The organism is Sphingomonas sp. SUN039 (genome assembly GCF_024758725.1).
GTDB lineage: Bacteria > Pseudomonadota > Alphaproteobacteria > Sphingomonadales > Sphingomonadaceae > Sphingomonas_O.
On record NZ_CP096972.1, the window covers coordinates 2,681,785 to 2,695,578 of the forward strand.

21 protein-coding genes are annotated in these 13,794 nt (G+C 64.9%); 9 read left to right on the forward strand and 12 right to left on the reverse strand.

What is annotated here, in order from left to right:
• Positions 1-30 precede the first annotated feature (30 nt).
• On the forward strand, positions 31-597 hold the full coding sequence (locus M0209_RS13095) for a hypothetical protein (RefSeq protein WP_258888711.1): 567 nt from the start codon (positions 31-33) through the stop codon (positions 595-597).
• Here the strand turns inward: M0209_RS13095 and M0209_RS13100 are convergent.
• From M0209_RS13100 to M0209_RS13140, 9 genes are all read right to left on the reverse strand, one after another.
• Positions 557-1,243, reverse strand: coding sequence for an ATP12 family chaperone protein (locus M0209_RS13100; protein ID WP_258888712.1), 687 nt, complete (start codon positions 1,241-1,243; stop codon positions 557-559). The two genes, M0209_RS13095 and M0209_RS13100, sit on opposite strands and share 41 nt — an antisense overlap.
• Positions 1,240-1,449, reverse strand: a complete 210-nt coding sequence (locus tag M0209_RS13105; RefSeq protein ID WP_258888713.1) for a hypothetical protein — start codon at positions 1,447-1,449, stop codon at positions 1,240-1,242. Before M0209_RS13105 ends, M0209_RS13100 begins: the two co-directional genes overlap by 4 nt.
• Entirely contained in the window at positions 1,446-2,102 is a 657-nt protein-coding gene (locus M0209_RS13110) for an HAD-IA family hydrolase (RefSeq protein WP_258888714.1), read from the reverse strand. The genes M0209_RS13105 and M0209_RS13110 overlap by 4 nt, the downstream gene beginning before the upstream one ends.
• Positions 2,103-2,113: 11 nt before the next feature.
• Positions 2,114-2,713: an FMN-binding negative transcriptional regulator gene (locus tag M0209_RS13115; protein WP_258888715.1), complete on the reverse strand. Its 600-nt coding sequence runs from the start codon at positions 2,711-2,713 to the stop codon at positions 2,114-2,116.
• Complete coding sequence (locus M0209_RS13120) at positions 2,713-3,819, reverse strand: RluA family pseudouridine synthase (RefSeq protein ID WP_258888716.1); 1,107 nt, start codon at positions 3,817-3,819, stop codon at positions 2,713-2,715. The genes M0209_RS13115 and M0209_RS13120 overlap by 1 nt, the downstream gene beginning before the upstream one ends.
• Positions 3,816-4,190 carry a fluoride efflux transporter CrcB gene (gene crcB / locus M0209_RS13125; RefSeq protein WP_258888717.1) on the reverse strand — a complete coding sequence of 125 codons (375 nt, stop codon included), beginning with the start codon at positions 4,188-4,190 and terminating at the stop codon, positions 3,816-3,818. Before crcB ends, M0209_RS13120 begins: the two co-directional genes overlap by 4 nt.
• A 45-nt stretch (positions 4,191-4,235) precedes the next feature.
• On the reverse strand, positions 4,236-4,865 hold the full coding sequence (locus tag M0209_RS13130) for a hypothetical protein (RefSeq protein WP_258888718.1): 630 nt from the start codon (positions 4,863-4,865) through the stop codon (positions 4,236-4,238).
• Between the two features lie 50 nt (positions 4,866-4,915).
• Positions 4,916-5,212 carry a PilZ domain-containing protein gene (locus M0209_RS13135; protein WP_258888719.1) on the reverse strand — a complete coding sequence of 99 codons (297 nt, stop codon included), beginning with the start codon at positions 5,210-5,212 and terminating at the stop codon, positions 4,916-4,918.
• Positions 5,213-5,283: 71 nt separating this feature from the next.
• Positions 5,284-6,654: a cytochrome P450 gene (locus M0209_RS13140; protein ID WP_258888720.1), complete on the reverse strand. Its 1,371-nt coding sequence runs from the start codon at positions 6,652-6,654 to the stop codon at positions 5,284-5,286.
• A 100-nt stretch (positions 6,655-6,754) separates the two neighbouring features.
• Between M0209_RS13140 and M0209_RS13145 the strand changes: the two genes are divergently transcribed.
• Positions 6,755-7,069, forward strand: a complete 315-nt coding sequence (locus tag M0209_RS13145; protein WP_258888721.1) for a PilZ domain-containing protein — start codon at positions 6,755-6,757, stop codon at positions 7,067-7,069.
• Positions 7,044-7,487, forward strand: a complete 444-nt coding sequence (locus M0209_RS13150; protein ID WP_258888722.1) for a DoxX family protein — start codon at positions 7,044-7,046, stop codon at positions 7,485-7,487. The genes M0209_RS13145 and M0209_RS13150 overlap by 26 nt, the downstream gene beginning before the upstream one ends.
• 55 nt (positions 7,488-7,542) lie before the next feature.
• Here M0209_RS13150 and M0209_RS13155 read toward each other — a convergent pair whose 3' ends face one another.
• Positions 7,543-7,797, reverse strand: a complete 255-nt coding sequence (locus M0209_RS13155) for an SWIB/MDM2 domain-containing protein (protein WP_258888723.1) — start codon at positions 7,795-7,797, stop codon at positions 7,543-7,545.
• A 187-nt stretch (positions 7,798-7,984) separates the two neighbouring features.
• Here M0209_RS13155 and M0209_RS13160 point away from each other — a divergent pair, with 187 nt between their 5' ends.
• The 6 genes from M0209_RS13160 to M0209_RS13185 all read left to right on the forward strand — a co-directional run bounded on the left by M0209_RS13160 (position 7,985) and on the right by M0209_RS13185 (position 12,021).
• Positions 7,985-8,110 carry a hypothetical protein gene (locus M0209_RS13160; protein WP_258888724.1) on the forward strand — a complete coding sequence of 42 codons (126 nt, stop codon included), beginning with the start codon at positions 7,985-7,987 and terminating at the stop codon, positions 8,108-8,110.
• Positions 8,111-8,125: 15 nt separating this feature from the next.
• Complete coding sequence (locus M0209_RS13165; RefSeq protein ID WP_258888725.1) at positions 8,126-8,425, forward strand: alkylphosphonate utilization protein; 300 nt, start codon at positions 8,126-8,128, stop codon at positions 8,423-8,425.
• Positions 8,422-9,015 (forward strand): lysophospholipid acyltransferase family protein, encoded by a 594-nt coding sequence (locus tag M0209_RS13170; RefSeq protein WP_258888726.1) that lies wholly within the window; start codon positions 8,422-8,424, stop codon positions 9,013-9,015. Before M0209_RS13165 ends, M0209_RS13170 begins: the two co-directional genes overlap by 4 nt.
• Before the next feature lie 45 nt (positions 9,016-9,060).
• Positions 9,061-9,540 carry a GNAT family N-acetyltransferase gene (locus M0209_RS13175; protein WP_258888727.1) on the forward strand — a complete coding sequence of 160 codons (480 nt, stop codon included), beginning with the start codon at positions 9,061-9,063 and terminating at the stop codon, positions 9,538-9,540.
• 76 nt (positions 9,541-9,616) lie between these two features.
• Entirely contained in the window at positions 9,617-10,765 is a 1,149-nt protein-coding gene (locus M0209_RS13180) for a diguanylate cyclase (protein WP_258888728.1), read from the forward strand.
• Between the two features lie 53 nt (positions 10,766-10,818).
• Positions 10,819-12,021 (forward strand): UbiH/UbiF/VisC/COQ6 family ubiquinone biosynthesis hydroxylase, encoded by a 1,203-nt coding sequence (locus tag M0209_RS13185; protein ID WP_258888729.1) that lies wholly within the window; start codon positions 10,819-10,821, stop codon positions 12,019-12,021.
• 209 nt (positions 12,022-12,230) lie between these two features.
• On the opposite strand, the gene M0209_RS13190 is transcribed toward M0209_RS13185, so the two are convergent.
• Both M0209_RS13190 and M0209_RS13195 read right to left on the reverse strand, forming a co-directional pair.
• Positions 12,231-12,881, reverse strand: a complete 651-nt coding sequence (locus M0209_RS13190) for an LON peptidase substrate-binding domain-containing protein (protein ID WP_258888730.1) — start codon at positions 12,879-12,881, stop codon at positions 12,231-12,233.
• On the reverse strand, positions 12,878-13,789 hold the full coding sequence (locus M0209_RS13195; RefSeq protein WP_258888731.1) for a tetratricopeptide repeat protein: 912 nt from the start codon (positions 13,787-13,789) through the stop codon (positions 12,878-12,880). The genes M0209_RS13190 and M0209_RS13195 overlap by 4 nt, the downstream gene beginning before the upstream one ends.
• Positions 13,790-13,794: the final 5 nt, after the last annotated feature.

Here is a 13,794-nt window from a genome sequence, read left to right on the forward strand (position 1 = left end):
TAGTCTCGCCCCCATCAGGGGAGAGACATCATGATCCGCATCCTAATCGGCAGCGTGATTGCCGGACTTGTCCAGTTCATCGTTGGCGCGCTGGCCTGGGCGACGCCCATCGGCAAGCTCGCGTTCACCGAACTCGGCGAGGCCGAAACCGCGCAAGTACAGGCGGCCCTTGCCAGCGGGCTGACCGCGACCGGGACCGGCACCTATTTCATCCCCTCGCCCGAGACGGCGGCGGGGACTGTGCTGCTCGGCAAGGGGCCGGTCGCGCTGGTCCATTTCAACACCAGCGGCTTTCCGCCGATGGACGGGACCTCGCTGATCACCGGCCTGATCCTGTCGATTATCGTGATGTTCCTCGTCGGCATGGCAGTGCAGCGCCTGCCCGATTTCGCCAGCCGGATGCGGACCATGATGTTGTTCGCGGCGGCAACGGTGCTGTATTTCGCCTTCTCGCTGCCGGTATATAATTTCTACATGCCGTGGGCTTGGTGGGTGTTCCTGGGCGTCGAGGAGTTTCTGGCGTTCACGCTGGGCGCGTTCGTCCTGATCCGCTGGTTCATGCCGCGCGAAGCAGCTCCAGCATCCGGCCTGAACTGACGAAATCGGCGCGGCGCAGCGCGCGCGCGTCGGCCGCCATCCATTCTTCGCCCCACAGCTCGGCCTGCCACAGCTCGTCGAGATGAGTGGCGTCGAAGGCAGCGTCTGGGGCAATCGCAGCCTCGGCAAGCATCAGCGCCACGACCAGCGACCCGCCGATGCTGACCACGGGCGAGAGCGCAGCCAGTTCGAAAGGGCTGCGCGCGGCTATGGCGGCCGACAGGCGCACCAGTGTTTCGGGCGGCTGCGCGCGGTGGACGATCCCCGCCGTCACGACGACCGCGATATCGTAGCGCGTTCGCGCCCAGTCGAGCAGCGGATCCCAGATTTCGGCTTGGCGCGCCGCCAGTTCGGGCGGGTTTTCGGCGCGGTAACACAGCAAGTCGGTCTCGCCATAAGCAGCCAGTCCCGCCGCAAAGCTCGCCACGTCCGGCGCAACCTTGTCGATGGCGGCATTGGCGAAACCGGTGAGCGGCATCGCGCGGGGATCGACTTTATCACCCACAGCGCGCCATTCGTCCGCCACCGCTTCGGCAAGCGCTGCCGTCGGTAGTATCAGCGGCGCGCGCGCGGGTGTTTTCATCGCCCGCCCGTCGAGCAGGATCGCGCTGTCCGCGACCGTGACATCCTTCCAGAACCGCTTCACGGCTCGCTGCGCCACCGCCGGATCAGGATCGGTGGCACGACCAGCACATCGATCAGCGCGTTTGCCAGGAACAACCCGCCGATCAGATCGGCAGGTTCGATCCAGCGTTTCGAGATGATCGCGATGCCGATGAACGCCGACACCACGCCGCTGAAACGGAGCGCCGTCAGGGTGAAAAAGCGCTTCTTCGCCAAATCTTCGGTCATGCGGCCTCCAGCAATGCAGTGAGATCGGCGGGGCGGCGCGCAAGGGCATGGGCCCCTGCGGCAATCAGTTCGGCGGCATCGTGATAGCCCCATGCCACACCGACCGCGCGCGCGCCTGCATTCAACGCCATCAGGATGTCGAAGCTGGTGTCGCCGATCACGACAGTGCCTGTAGCGTCTGCCCCGGCTTCGGCCATCGCGGTCGCGACCATCGAGGGGTGCGGCTTCGACGGGTGGCGGTCGGCGGTTTGGAGCGTGACGAAATGATCGCTCAGCCCGTGGTGATCGAGCGCGAGGGCAAGACCCCGGTCGGATTTCCCCGTGGCGACCCCCAGCAACCAGCCGTCGTCGCGCAAATTGTCGAGCACATCGGCGATCCCGTCGAACAGCGGCTCGTCGATCAATCCGCCCGCGCGCAGGCCCTGAAACGCGCGCTTATAGTCGGCGGCGACACCTTCATGCAGCGCCGGTTCGGCCTCGGGCAGCAACATCGCGACCGCCTCGACCAGGCTCAGCCCCACCACCCGGCGGATAGCACCGCGCGACGGTGCGGCGATCCCGGACTGCGCGAAAGCCGCCTCCATCGCGAGACAAATGTTGATCTGGCTGTCGATCAGCGTCCCGTCGCAGTCGAACACGGCCAGACGAGTCATATGTGGGCGGGTCATGCGCGTGCGGCCCGGATCGCGTCGGCCATGTCGTCGGCACCATTGGTTGCCATGCCGCGCAGCACGCCCTTAATTTCAGCTTCGGACTTGTTCTGGCTGACCTTGCACGTACCGCGCAGCTCGGAGATGGTCAGTTCGAAGGCGGTAATCGCGTTCAGCATCGCCTCGAAACGCGGCGGCTCCATCTTGGCACGGGTCCAGTCCTCGCCCACGCGCGGTTCGAGACGCGCCGACAGCGCATCGAGCAGCGCGGTCAGGTCGCTTCGGTCGAGCCGCCGCACCGGCCCCTCGGCTTCGACGCACAGGTAATTCCACGTCGGCACCGCGCCGCGCACGTCGACATACCAGTTCGCGCTGACATAGGCGTTCGGCCCTTCGGTCAGCGCCAGCGCCGTCGCACCGTCCAGATGGGGGACCAGCGCATTGGTGTTTGCGAGGTGGAAGCGCAGCGTCCGGGCAGGCGTCACCAGTACCGGCACATGCGCGACACGGGGACCGTCGGGCGTGGTCAGGAACAGACGGGTAAAAGCGACGCGGTCGATCAGGTCGAGCATCGCGGCCTCGTCGTCCCAGTGGAACAGGCGCGTCGGATGCATCAGCGGGTGCCGCGCGCGCGGCGTTCGCCCTTGCGTTCCTTGCGCGCCGCCTTGGCCTTGTTGGCGACCAGACGGCGCTTGCCCTCCGGCGTTTCGGAGAATTTCACTTCGTCGAGCGGCAGCGCATCGCCGTGGGCGACGGTGAAGCCGAGATCGATCATCGTCGCGGCAAAATGTTCGGGCAGTTCCGCGCGCATGTCGATCTGGCCGCCATCGGGGTGATCGACACGGAGGCGCCGTGCATGGAGGTGCATCTTGCGGCTGATCGTGCCGGTCAGGAACGCCTCGCGTCCGCCGTATTTGCCGTCGCCGACGATGGGATGGCCGATGGCAGCCATATGGACGCGCAGCTGGTGGGTGCGGCCGGTGTGCGGTTGCAGCTCGACCCAGGCCGCGCGATTGCCGACGCGGTCGACGACGCGGTAACGTGTACGCGCAGGCGATCCCTCTTTCTCGTCGACATGCATTTTCTCACCACCGGTACCGGGCTGCTTGCCGATGGGCAGGTCGATCCAGCCGTCGTTGACTTCGGGGATGCCGACCACGATCGCCCAATAAACCTTGCGCGCGGTGCGGCTTGAAAACGCCTTGGCGAAATGCGCCGCCGCACGCGACGAGCGCGCGACCAGCAAAACGCCGCTGGTGTCCTTGTCGAGCCGGTGGACGAGCTTGGGCCGACCCTCCGCGTCGAACACCAGCGCATCGAGCAGACCGTCGACATGCTCGGTCGTGCCCGTCCCGCCCTGTGTGGCGAGGCCCGGCGGCTTGTTGAGGACCAGCGCGGCGGCATCGCGGTGGACGACCAGGCTTTGCGCGAATTCGGTCTGGTCGGCACTCAGCGGATTGACCGGCCGCTTGGGCTTGGGAGCACGCTCGGCTTGCGCCGCGCCGTCGGCAGGCGGGACGCGGATCACCTGACCCGTCATCACCCGGTCCCCTGGCGTCGCGCGTGCGCCGTCGAGCCGCAATTGCCCGGTCCGCGCCCAGCGCGACACGATGTTGAAATTGGCCTCGGGCAAATGGCGCTGGAACCAGCGATCGAGGCGGATGCCATCGTCGTCGGTGCCGACGGTGAACTGGCGGACGGTGTCGCTGGCCTTGCTCATGCGCTGCGTGCCAGCAGGAGACCGACACCGGTGAGCGTCACCGCGCCGACGACCGAGGCGGCGACATAAGCGAAACCGACGACCATCTGCCCCCGCTCGATCATCAGCCAGGTTTCGAGACCGAACGCCGAGAAAGTCGTAAATCCGCCAAGAACGCCGACACCGAGCAGCAAACGGGCCTGTTCGCCGCCACTGCTGCTGCGCGCGAGTATCCCGACGAGCAACCCCATCAGCAATCCGCCCGCCAGATTGACCGCCAGCGTTCCCCAAGGGAAGCCCGGTCCGAGCGCGCGCAGAAATGCGCCGCCGACCAGATACCGGGCTCCCGCGCCCAGCGCGCCGCCGATCATTACTGCCAACAATCCGTTCATGCCCGCGCCCTAGCGCGTGGCGGCGCGCGCGGCTAGCGGGTCAGCCTATCGCCCCCGGTTGTCGGCAAGATCGACGGTGGTGTTGCTCCCTGCGGGTTTCACGCTGACCATGAAGCGCGCGCCGTCGCGACTGCGGCTGGCGGTCAGCACAGTTGCCGGTCCCTTCGGGCGCTCGCTGGCTGTATAGCCGCCTGTCCTTGCGGTGCGGCGATAGCTGTCGAGGATCGCCTCGGCGGTCAGCGGCGCCGAATAGGCGACGAGGCGCAGCCGGCATTTCGCCGTGTCGTTCCCGGCGGCTTCGGCGACCTGAGCCTCGGCGGGCAGAGTGAGATCGGGAGACAAGCGTGCCGCCCAGCCATAGCTATAGGCGACATCGACTCCGCACCCGGTAAAGCCATCACCCATGGCGGGGCGGACACGGGCGAGCAATGTCGGCGGCGCATCGTCGCGCAGCGGGTCGGGCGACCCCGGCGGGACCATTGCGCGATAGGGTTCGTCGGCGGGGCGCAACGCGCCATCGTTCGAGCGCCGGTCGAGCTGCGGATCGGCCATCAACGGATCGGCAAGGGCCGCGGTCACGGCCGGATCGACGTCGCTGGCGTTGGCCTTGCCCGACGGCGACGACCCACACCCCGACAACAGGGCAAGCGGCAACAGGAGCAAAGTGCGCGGCATGGCGGAAATCCTATCAGCGCCGCGTCATAATTACGTTAGCTCTGTCGCGTTCAGAGAATCGCGTTGATCTGGTCGAGCGTGAGCGGCTCGGCAAAGGCGATTCCGACATGGCCGTCGCGCTGCCATGCGACACGGCCGGCCGTTTTGTCGAGGCCGACCATGGTCACGGTCACGGGGCGCCCCGGCACCAGTGCTGCGGTCAGTTCGGCCATGACCCCGTGCGCCGAGACATTGTGTACGATCACCGGATAAAACCGCCCCGGCCCCGCATCGATGGTCGCGGGCAGGCGGACGTCGGCCCGCCGCGAGCGGCGGTCGTCCAGTGGCACGGCATTGGTCTTGTTCATCACGACTCCCGATCTCCCCAAGCGACCGTGGCACCGCGTTAAGCGAAAATTGTGAACAATTTCAAAACGGTTTAAACGTCAATTAGTGTGACAGGCAGCCCATCGCGCGGTTTGGGGATCGGCCAGGCCTGCCACTCGACGCCCGATGTCGCCGCGACGTCGACGTGGTGAGTCCGCAGCATGTGCCAGGCCAGTATCTTGACCTGCATATAGGCGAAATGCAGCCCCAGACACATATGCGCGCCGCCGCCGAACGGAGCCCAGGCATATTTGTGCCGTCCGCGCGATTCTTCGGGCGAAAAGCGCATCGGATCGAACTTGTCGGGTTCGGGCCAGTGTTCGGCCATATGGTGGACGAAATGGGTGTTGATCCCGACAAAAGTGCCCTTCGGGAATTTGTGGCCGCGGAACTCGAAATCCTTGACCGCACGGCGCGGGATCGAGGGTACCGGCGGCATCATCCGCATCGATTCCTTAAAGGCATAGTCGGTCAGCACGAGGTCGCCGAGCCGTTCATAGGGCAGGTCTTCGCCATTGACCCCCAGCCCAAGCATCTCCTCGCGCAACCTGACCTGCCATTCGGGATTGCGGCCGAGCAGCATCATCAGCGATGTCGCCGACGAGGTGATCGTGTCGTGTGCGGCCATCATCAGGAAATTCATGTGATCGACAATCTCGTCGACCGATAGCTGCGTCCCGTCCTCATGGGTGGCGCGACAGATTTGCGAGAACATGTCCTCGGCAGTGCCCGCACGGCGTTTCGGCACTTCTTCACCGAAATATTCAACCAGATATTTACGCCCGGCAACCCCGCGCCCCATCGCCGTGCCGGGGATCGGCGCGCGGATGACCGCGATCGACGCCTGCACCATATCGACGAACGCCTGGTTGATCTTCGCCGCCTCCGGGCCGAACGGAATGCCGAGGAACGACGTCGCGGCCAGATCGAGCGTCAGTTCCTTGATCGCCGGATAAAAAGCGAAATCCTTGCCCGACCACTGGGCCACGCGGGCACGGATGCCCTCGTTCAGCGCTTCGGCGTAGAGCTTCATCGGCTCGGGCTTGAACGCGACCGATAAAGTCCGGCGGTGAACGCGATGCTTTTCGAAATCCATGAGCATCAATCCGCGCGGGAACAGCAGGTTGAGCATCGGCCCCCAGCCCTGTTCGGACGAGAAGATCTTGTCGCGGTCGAACAGCACCAGCTCGTTGGCGTCCGGCCCCAGCAGCGTCACATTGCGCCCGCCGAAGCTCTTGTGCCGGTACACCGGCCCGTATTTGGCGTGCATCCGCCGGACATAGCCGGGGGGATCGGCAAGCAGTTTCAGCGTGGTGCCCAGAATCGGCATCCAGCCATCCTCGCCGGGAATATGGTCGAGGCTGCGCGCGGGCTGCATCGGCAACCAGTGCGGATTCGCTTCGAATCGGTCGGCGCGCGCCATCATCCATCCCCTTACTTACACTGGTATAAGTAGTGCGGCCGCATTACGAAGCAATCGTAAACAGTGGCGTAACAGTTTCTGACATATTATGCTCGGCGCTATGCGGGTACAGCCCCCTCCCCCCCTCAACGGGCGCGTGGCGGATCGAAAGTCCGTTGTCATCGCCGCACACCTCCGCGAGTTCGGCGGGTCCCGGATGGATGTCGATGTCCACGATCTATCGCTGACCGGGTTTCGTACCGACTGCATCTTTAAGGTAGCGGTCGGCGCCCGCGTTTATCTGACCCTGCCGAGTTTTTCCGCAATGGAAGCCATCGTCGCCTGGCGCGACAATAGCGGGTTCGGTTGCAAGTTCGTCCAGCCGCTGCACTCCGCCGTGTTCGATATGATTGCGCGACGTCATCCCGGCTTCTGAACCCCGACGTGCCCGCGAGCCGGTCCGCACCGTGGCGCGGATCGTGCTGGCGCTGGCCTATCTAGTCGCCGGGATCGCGCATGTTGCGACCCCAGGCGGATTCGTGCGGATCACGCCGGGCTGGGTACCATTCGCTCATGACGTCGTTGTGGCAACGGGAGTCTGCGAGATCACGGGCGCACTCGCACTGCTGTTCGTGCCGAAGTTGCACAAAGCTGCGGGCATCGCCTTTGCCGCCTATGCGATCTGCGTGTTTCCGGCCAATATCAACCATGCGGTCAACAATATCGCGCTGGGCGGGACGACATTGAGCTGGTGGTACCACGGCCCGCGCCTGGCGCTGCAGCCGGTAATTGTATGGTGGGGCCTGTGGGCCGCCGGCGCGACCGACTGGCCGTTTCGGAAAAGCGCCGGATAAACGAAGGGCGACAGCGAAGTCTCTTCGCCGCCGCCCTTGTCGAACCCGGTGGGGGTCAGCCGATGTGCTTGCTGACCGCAGCCGTCATCTTGAACATCGAAATCGGCGCGGTGCCGATGACCTTGCCGAGCAGCGCATCGGGATTGATCGTGCGCTTGTCCTTGGCATCCTGCAGGTTGTGCTTCTTGATATATTCCCAGACCTTCGACGTGATCTGGCTGCGCGGCATCGGACCCTGGCCGGTGATCGCGGCGAGATCCCCCGAGACCTTGACCGGCGTCATCAGCGCATTGGGTTTCTTGTCAGCCATGTGTTGTTTCCTCCCTCACGAAATTCGTCGCTTGAATACAGTCAGGCACGGTACCTGAGGCCCCATGCTGGCGCAGGCGTAGAACGATTACAAGACGTTGGCGATACCCCGTGCATACAGGGGCGCGCCGAGGCGATTGGCCAAGCGTGGCCGAATGCCCTACCGCCGCGCGTAAAGGAGAATCGCCATGGCCAAAGGCCAGAAGAAATCGAATAAGGAAGCGCGCAAGCCCAAGGCCGAAAAAGCGCCGAAAACCAATGCTTCCAACCCGTCGAGCAAGACGGGGACGTCGGGATTGGTCACGATCAAATAGCGTTTGGATAGAAAGATGGCCGAGGGCGATTACGTCTATGACGAAGCGAGCGGCGAGTGGGTCGCGCCGGGCGAAATCGCGACCGCGACGCCCGGCGACACGGTCGAAGTCCGCGACGCGGTTGGCAATCTGCTGGCCGACGGCGACCAGGTAACGCTGATCAAGGATCTGACCGTGAAGGGTGCAGGCCAGACGCTCAAGCGGGGAACGCTCATCAAATCGATCCGGCTTACCGGCGACGCGCAAGAGATCGACTGCCGGTACGAAGGGATTAAGGGGCTGGTCCTGCGCGCCGAATTCGTCCGCAAACGATGAGCCGTGTCGAAGCCGTGGACGAGGCACCGGGCCTTGCCGCACGGTTGCTCCGGCGCTTGCTGGTTATGCTCTACCGGCGCGGCGGCTGGACGTCGGTCGGGACTGTACCCGAACCGCAGCGTTTCGTCCTGATTGCGGTACCGCACACCAGCAACTGGGACTTTCCCAATTTCCTCGGCGTTACGCACGCGCTTGGAATTCGCACCCATTTCATCGCCAAATCATCGCTGTTCCGCTGGCCGATGGGCGGGTTCATGCGCCAGGTCGGCGGTGTCCGGCTCGACCGTGCAACAGCCAAGGACACCGTCCAGCAGATGGTCGACGAGTTCGCGCGCCGTGACGATTTCGTGCTGACAATTGCCCCGGAGGGGACGCGCGGCGCAGTCGGCAAATGGCGGAGCGGCTTCTACCAGATTGCGCTGGGTGCAGGCGTGCCCATCGTCTGCGGCTTCATGGATTATCCGACGCGCACTTCGGGGCTGGGACCGGTGATTGTACCGACCGGCGATTACGAGGCCGACATGGCCCCCGCCTTCGCCTTTTACCGCAACATCACCGGCAAGCACCCCGCGCGCAATATCGCCGTCTGAGGTCGCAGCGGTTGCGCCGCGCGGTGGAGACGATACGCAGCAGGGATGACTAACGCGCTTTCGCTGATCGAGTTCACTGACGCCCTCGCTGCCGATTTCCACCGGATCAACGCTGAATGGATAGAGGCCATGTTTGTGATGGAGCCGACCGACCGCGATATCCTCGAAAATCCGCGCGCGCGTATCGTCGATGCGGGCGGGACGATCCTGTTCGTGGAAGCCCGAGGCAGCGGCATTATCGGCACCTGCGCGCTCAAAAAAACCGGCGAAGCGGCCTTTGAACTCACCAAAATGGGCGTGACCGACGCGGCGCGCGGCAAAAAGGCGGGCGAATTCCTGCTCGTCCACGCCATTGCGCGGGCCAAGGAGATGGGCGCGCGCGAACTGTATCTGCTGACCAGCCACAAATGCGAAGCCGCAATCCACCTCTATGAAAAACTCGGCTTCGTCCACGACGCAGGCGTGATGGCGAAATACGGCGCGACCTACGACCGTTGCGATGTCGCCATGGGCTATCCGCTCTGAATGGGCCGCGGTCACGGTTAACACGATGTTAGGCCCTTCACCCTAGCCACCACCGGGCAATCGGTGGGGGACGACGGTGGCGGACGACGCGGAGACACAGCGCAGCGGATTTGCCCGGCTCGCCAGTCTCGCCGCGCCCTTCCCGGAAGGCGCGCCGTCCGCCATCCGGAACGACCTGATCCGCCTCCAGTACGAACGGCTGCACGGGCTTACCCCGCTGCTTCACCTGACGATTGCTGCCAATACCTTGGCAATGGCGGTCGCGGTGATGGGCGATTTGCCGTTGTGGCAGCAACTGACCCCGCCCGGCATCATATTGGTCAGTGCGATCGTCCACTTGATCCGCTGGCGACGGCGTACGAGCGACCTGTCTATTCCGGAGATCTGGGGAAAGCTCGGCCGCGCGGTGCCGCTGGCGGGCGGCCTCGGACTGGTCGCGGGGCTGTGGGGGGTCAGTGCCTTTGTCGAGACCGAACGCTTTTACTGCGTGGTCGCGCCGGTGTTCGTCGCACTGGTGGCACTGGTCAGTGCCAATTGCCTGACCAGCGTGCCACGCGCGGCGATTGCGGCAATGGCCGGAGCGCTGGGTCCGCTGGTCGTCAAGATGCTGCTGTTCCCCAATCTCGGCATCCGGTCGATGGCGGTTATGCTGGTTCTGATCGGGCTGCTCCAGGGGCGTCTCGTCCTTACCAAATTCGCCGAGACGGTGAAAATGCTGACATTGCAGCATGAGATCGCTCTACTGGCCGGGACCGACGCGCTGACCGGCCTCAAGAATCGCCGTGCTTTCGCTGCGTGTCTCGAGGAGCTGCTTGCAGCCGGAACGCCCGTCACGGTCGCGATGATCGACCTCGACGGATTCAAGGCGGCGAACGATGGCCATGGCCATCAGGCAGGCGACACGGTGCTGGCCGAGGTCGCCCAACGCACGACAATGGTGGCGGGCAGCGCGACGTGCATCGCCCGGCTGGGTGGCGACGAATTCGCGCTGATCTTCGACGGGCAGGTCGATCCGACCCAAGTCACCGCCGAGATCGACGCCGTACGCGCGGTCATCGCTCTGCCCTATGCGGTGGGCGAAGCAATCGTCACAGTTTCGGCAAGTATCGGCGTTGCCAGCGGCCCCGCCGACGGGTCCGGTGTTTCTGCCTTGATGCAAGTCGCCGACCGCGCGCTCTACCGCGACAAGCGCGATCGGCGCAGCAAGCGGCGGCGCGCGGCTTAAGGTCCGATCACGGCCATTGCTGCTGTCCACCGTCGTCCCTAGACAGTGTCGCCATGGAACGCAGCGACACGATGATCCTTGGCGGCGGGCTTGTCGGCCTGACCACCGCACTTGCGCTCGACGCGCACGGTATTTCTTCCGTAGTGATCGACCCAGCACCCCCTGCGACGACCCTTGCCCCGACCTTCGACGGACGCGCGTCCGCGATTGCGAGCGCGAGCTGGAACATGCTCGAGGCAATCGGCATTGCCGATGCGCTGCGCCCGCATGGCTGCCCGATCCGGCGCATCGAAGTGCGCGACGGGCCGCAACGCGACGCGCTCGACTTCACGCCCGATGAGGGCGCGCTCGGGACGATGGTCGAAAACCGTGTGCTTCGCAAAACGCTGCACGAAGCCGCCAGCAAGGCGGCGAACGTTATGCTGAAAATTCCGAACCGCGCCGTAGCCGTTACACGCGATACCGGCGGCGCGGTCGTCACGCTCGACGACGGCAGCCTCTATCGCGCGGACCTGTTGATCGCCGCCGAGGGGCGCAATTCGCCGACACGAACCGCAGCGGGCATTCGCGTCGCACGCTGGCAGTACGACCATAGCGCGATCATCTCCGCGTTCGACCACAACATTCCGCACGACAATGTCGCGCACGAGATTTTCTATCCCGATGGCCCGTTTGCGCTGCTGCCGATGCTCCCGGGCAACCGGTCGGCGCTGGTGTGGACGGTGGCCGCAAAGGATGCGGCGGGCGTGATGGCGCTCAGCGATTCGGCCTTTGCGGCAGAGGCCGCCAAGCGCGCGGGCGGGTTGCTCGGCGACCTGTCGTCTGCTGCGCCGCGCTCGACCTATCCGTTGGGCTTCCACCACGCCGCGCGGATCACCGACGCCCGCCTCGCGCTGGTCGGCGATGCCGCGCACGGTATTCATCCGATTGCCGGACAGGGGCTGAACCTGGGTTTCCGCGATGTGGCCGCGCTGGTCGAGGTGCTGGTCGACGGCACGCGGACGGGGATGGATCTGGGCGACGCGATGCTGCTCGAGCGCTACCAGCGCTGGCGCAGTCTCGACACGCTGATGGTCGCGACCGCAACCGACACGCTGACCCGCCTGTTCGGCATCCCCGGCAAGACCGCGAGCAAGGTTCGTCGTTTCGGACTGGGCGCGGTGCAGCGGATCGCGCCGCTGAAAGCAATGTTCATGGCTGAGGCGCGCGGTGAGACAGGGAAATTGCCGAAATTGCTGGCGGGGATGACAGTCTGATTTTTCTAGAAAGGGTTTAACGCGAAGGCGCTAAGAAGAAGGGAAGACGCGAAGGTTTCAGCTCTCGCCACCTTCTTCCCGCGATAGCGGGTATCGATTTCACGCCATTCGTTGAGGGGCTAGATGCCCGCTTTCGCGGGAAAGACGACGGGGAGCGCTCTCTTCGCGTCTTATTCTTCCCTTCGCGCCTTTGCGTTAAACCCCTTCTTCTACTGCAACGTCACCCGCTCTTCGCCGTCATGCCGCCCGAAGAATCGCATCAGCTGCACGATCAGGTCCGCACGCATCGCCAGATTGGGGGCCTCCAGCAGCGCCTGTTTCGCCGCCGCGTCGAACGGGGCGATCTGGGCGATGCCGTTGACCAGCGCCTCATCATCGAGCCGACCGACCGCTTCCCAATCGACCGCATAGCCCTGCGCCTCGGCAAAGCGGCGCGATTCGCCTTCGAGGTCGGCGCGCTGCACGCCTGCCAACGGAGCGTCGTCGTGCACCTCTTCGAGCACCGCCTCTACCTGACGGAACGGCGTGGTCACATCGAGCTCGCGGACCAGTCGGAACCGCGCCAGCCCCTCCAGCACGATGTTGTAGCGCCCGTCGTCCATCGCCTCGACATGCGCGATCTTGCCGACGCACCCCATGTCGAACAGCTGCGGCAGCTCGACCTCGGCACGCACGGTCGGCGGCTTCGGCTGGATCAACCCGATGCGCCGGTCGCGCGCCATCGCGTCGCTGACCAGGGCGCGGTAACGGGGCTCGAAAATGTGCAGCGGCAATTGCATGCCCGGAAAGAGCAGCGCCCCGGCCAGCGGGAAGATCGACAGTCGCGTCGTCGTTTCCGACCCCGAAGTCGACACAGTCATGTGAACAACACCGCCGACAGTCGCCGCCGCTGTGCCGAGACCCAAGGGTCCATGACGCCGACGACTTCGAACACCTTCAGAAGCTGCGCTTTGGCCGCGCCGTCGTTCCACTCGCGGTCGGCACGGATGATCTCAAGCAGATGGTCCGCCGCGCCGTCGCGGTCGCCTGCGGCCATCAGGCCATTGGCAAGCTCGAAGCGCTTGGCGTGATCGTCGGGCACTGTCGCAACTTCAGCGATCAGCCCCGAAAGATCGGCCACCGGCTTCACGTCGCGGGCGAGCGCCACGGCGGATGCTGCACGCTCGATGGCGGGGTCTTTCGCGAGCTCGGGCGGCAGGTCGGCCAGAAACGCTTCAGCCTCGTCGATCTGTCCGAGCGCGACTTGCGCGCGCAAAAAGCCCGACAGCGCCTCGGCATCATGGGGGGCCATCTCGACGATCTGCGCGAAAATCCCTGCGGCACGCTCGACATCGCCAGCTGCCAGAACCTCCTCGCCCATCGCGATCAGCGGCGCGATTTCGGCATCGAGTGCCTGCGCCTCGCCCTGGATGGGCAGTTGCTTCAGCAACTGGTCGAGCATCTTGGCAATCGCGCCTTCGGTGCGCGCGGGGGTCAGGTCGGCGACGAGCTGTCCCTGGAACACCGCATAGACGGTCGGGATCGACTGGACGCGAAACTGCGCGGCAATCGCCTTGTTCGCGTCGACATCGATTTTTCTGAGCAACACCCCGCGGTCGGCGTAATCGGCGGCCACCTTCTCGAGCAGCGGGGTCAGCGCCTTGCACGGCCCGCACCATTCGGCCCAGAAATCGAGGATGACGAGCGAGGTCATCGACGGCTCGATCACGTCGCGCTTGAACGTCTCGATCGCCTCGCGCTCGGCCGCACTCATTCCCAAAGTCGCCACAAAAC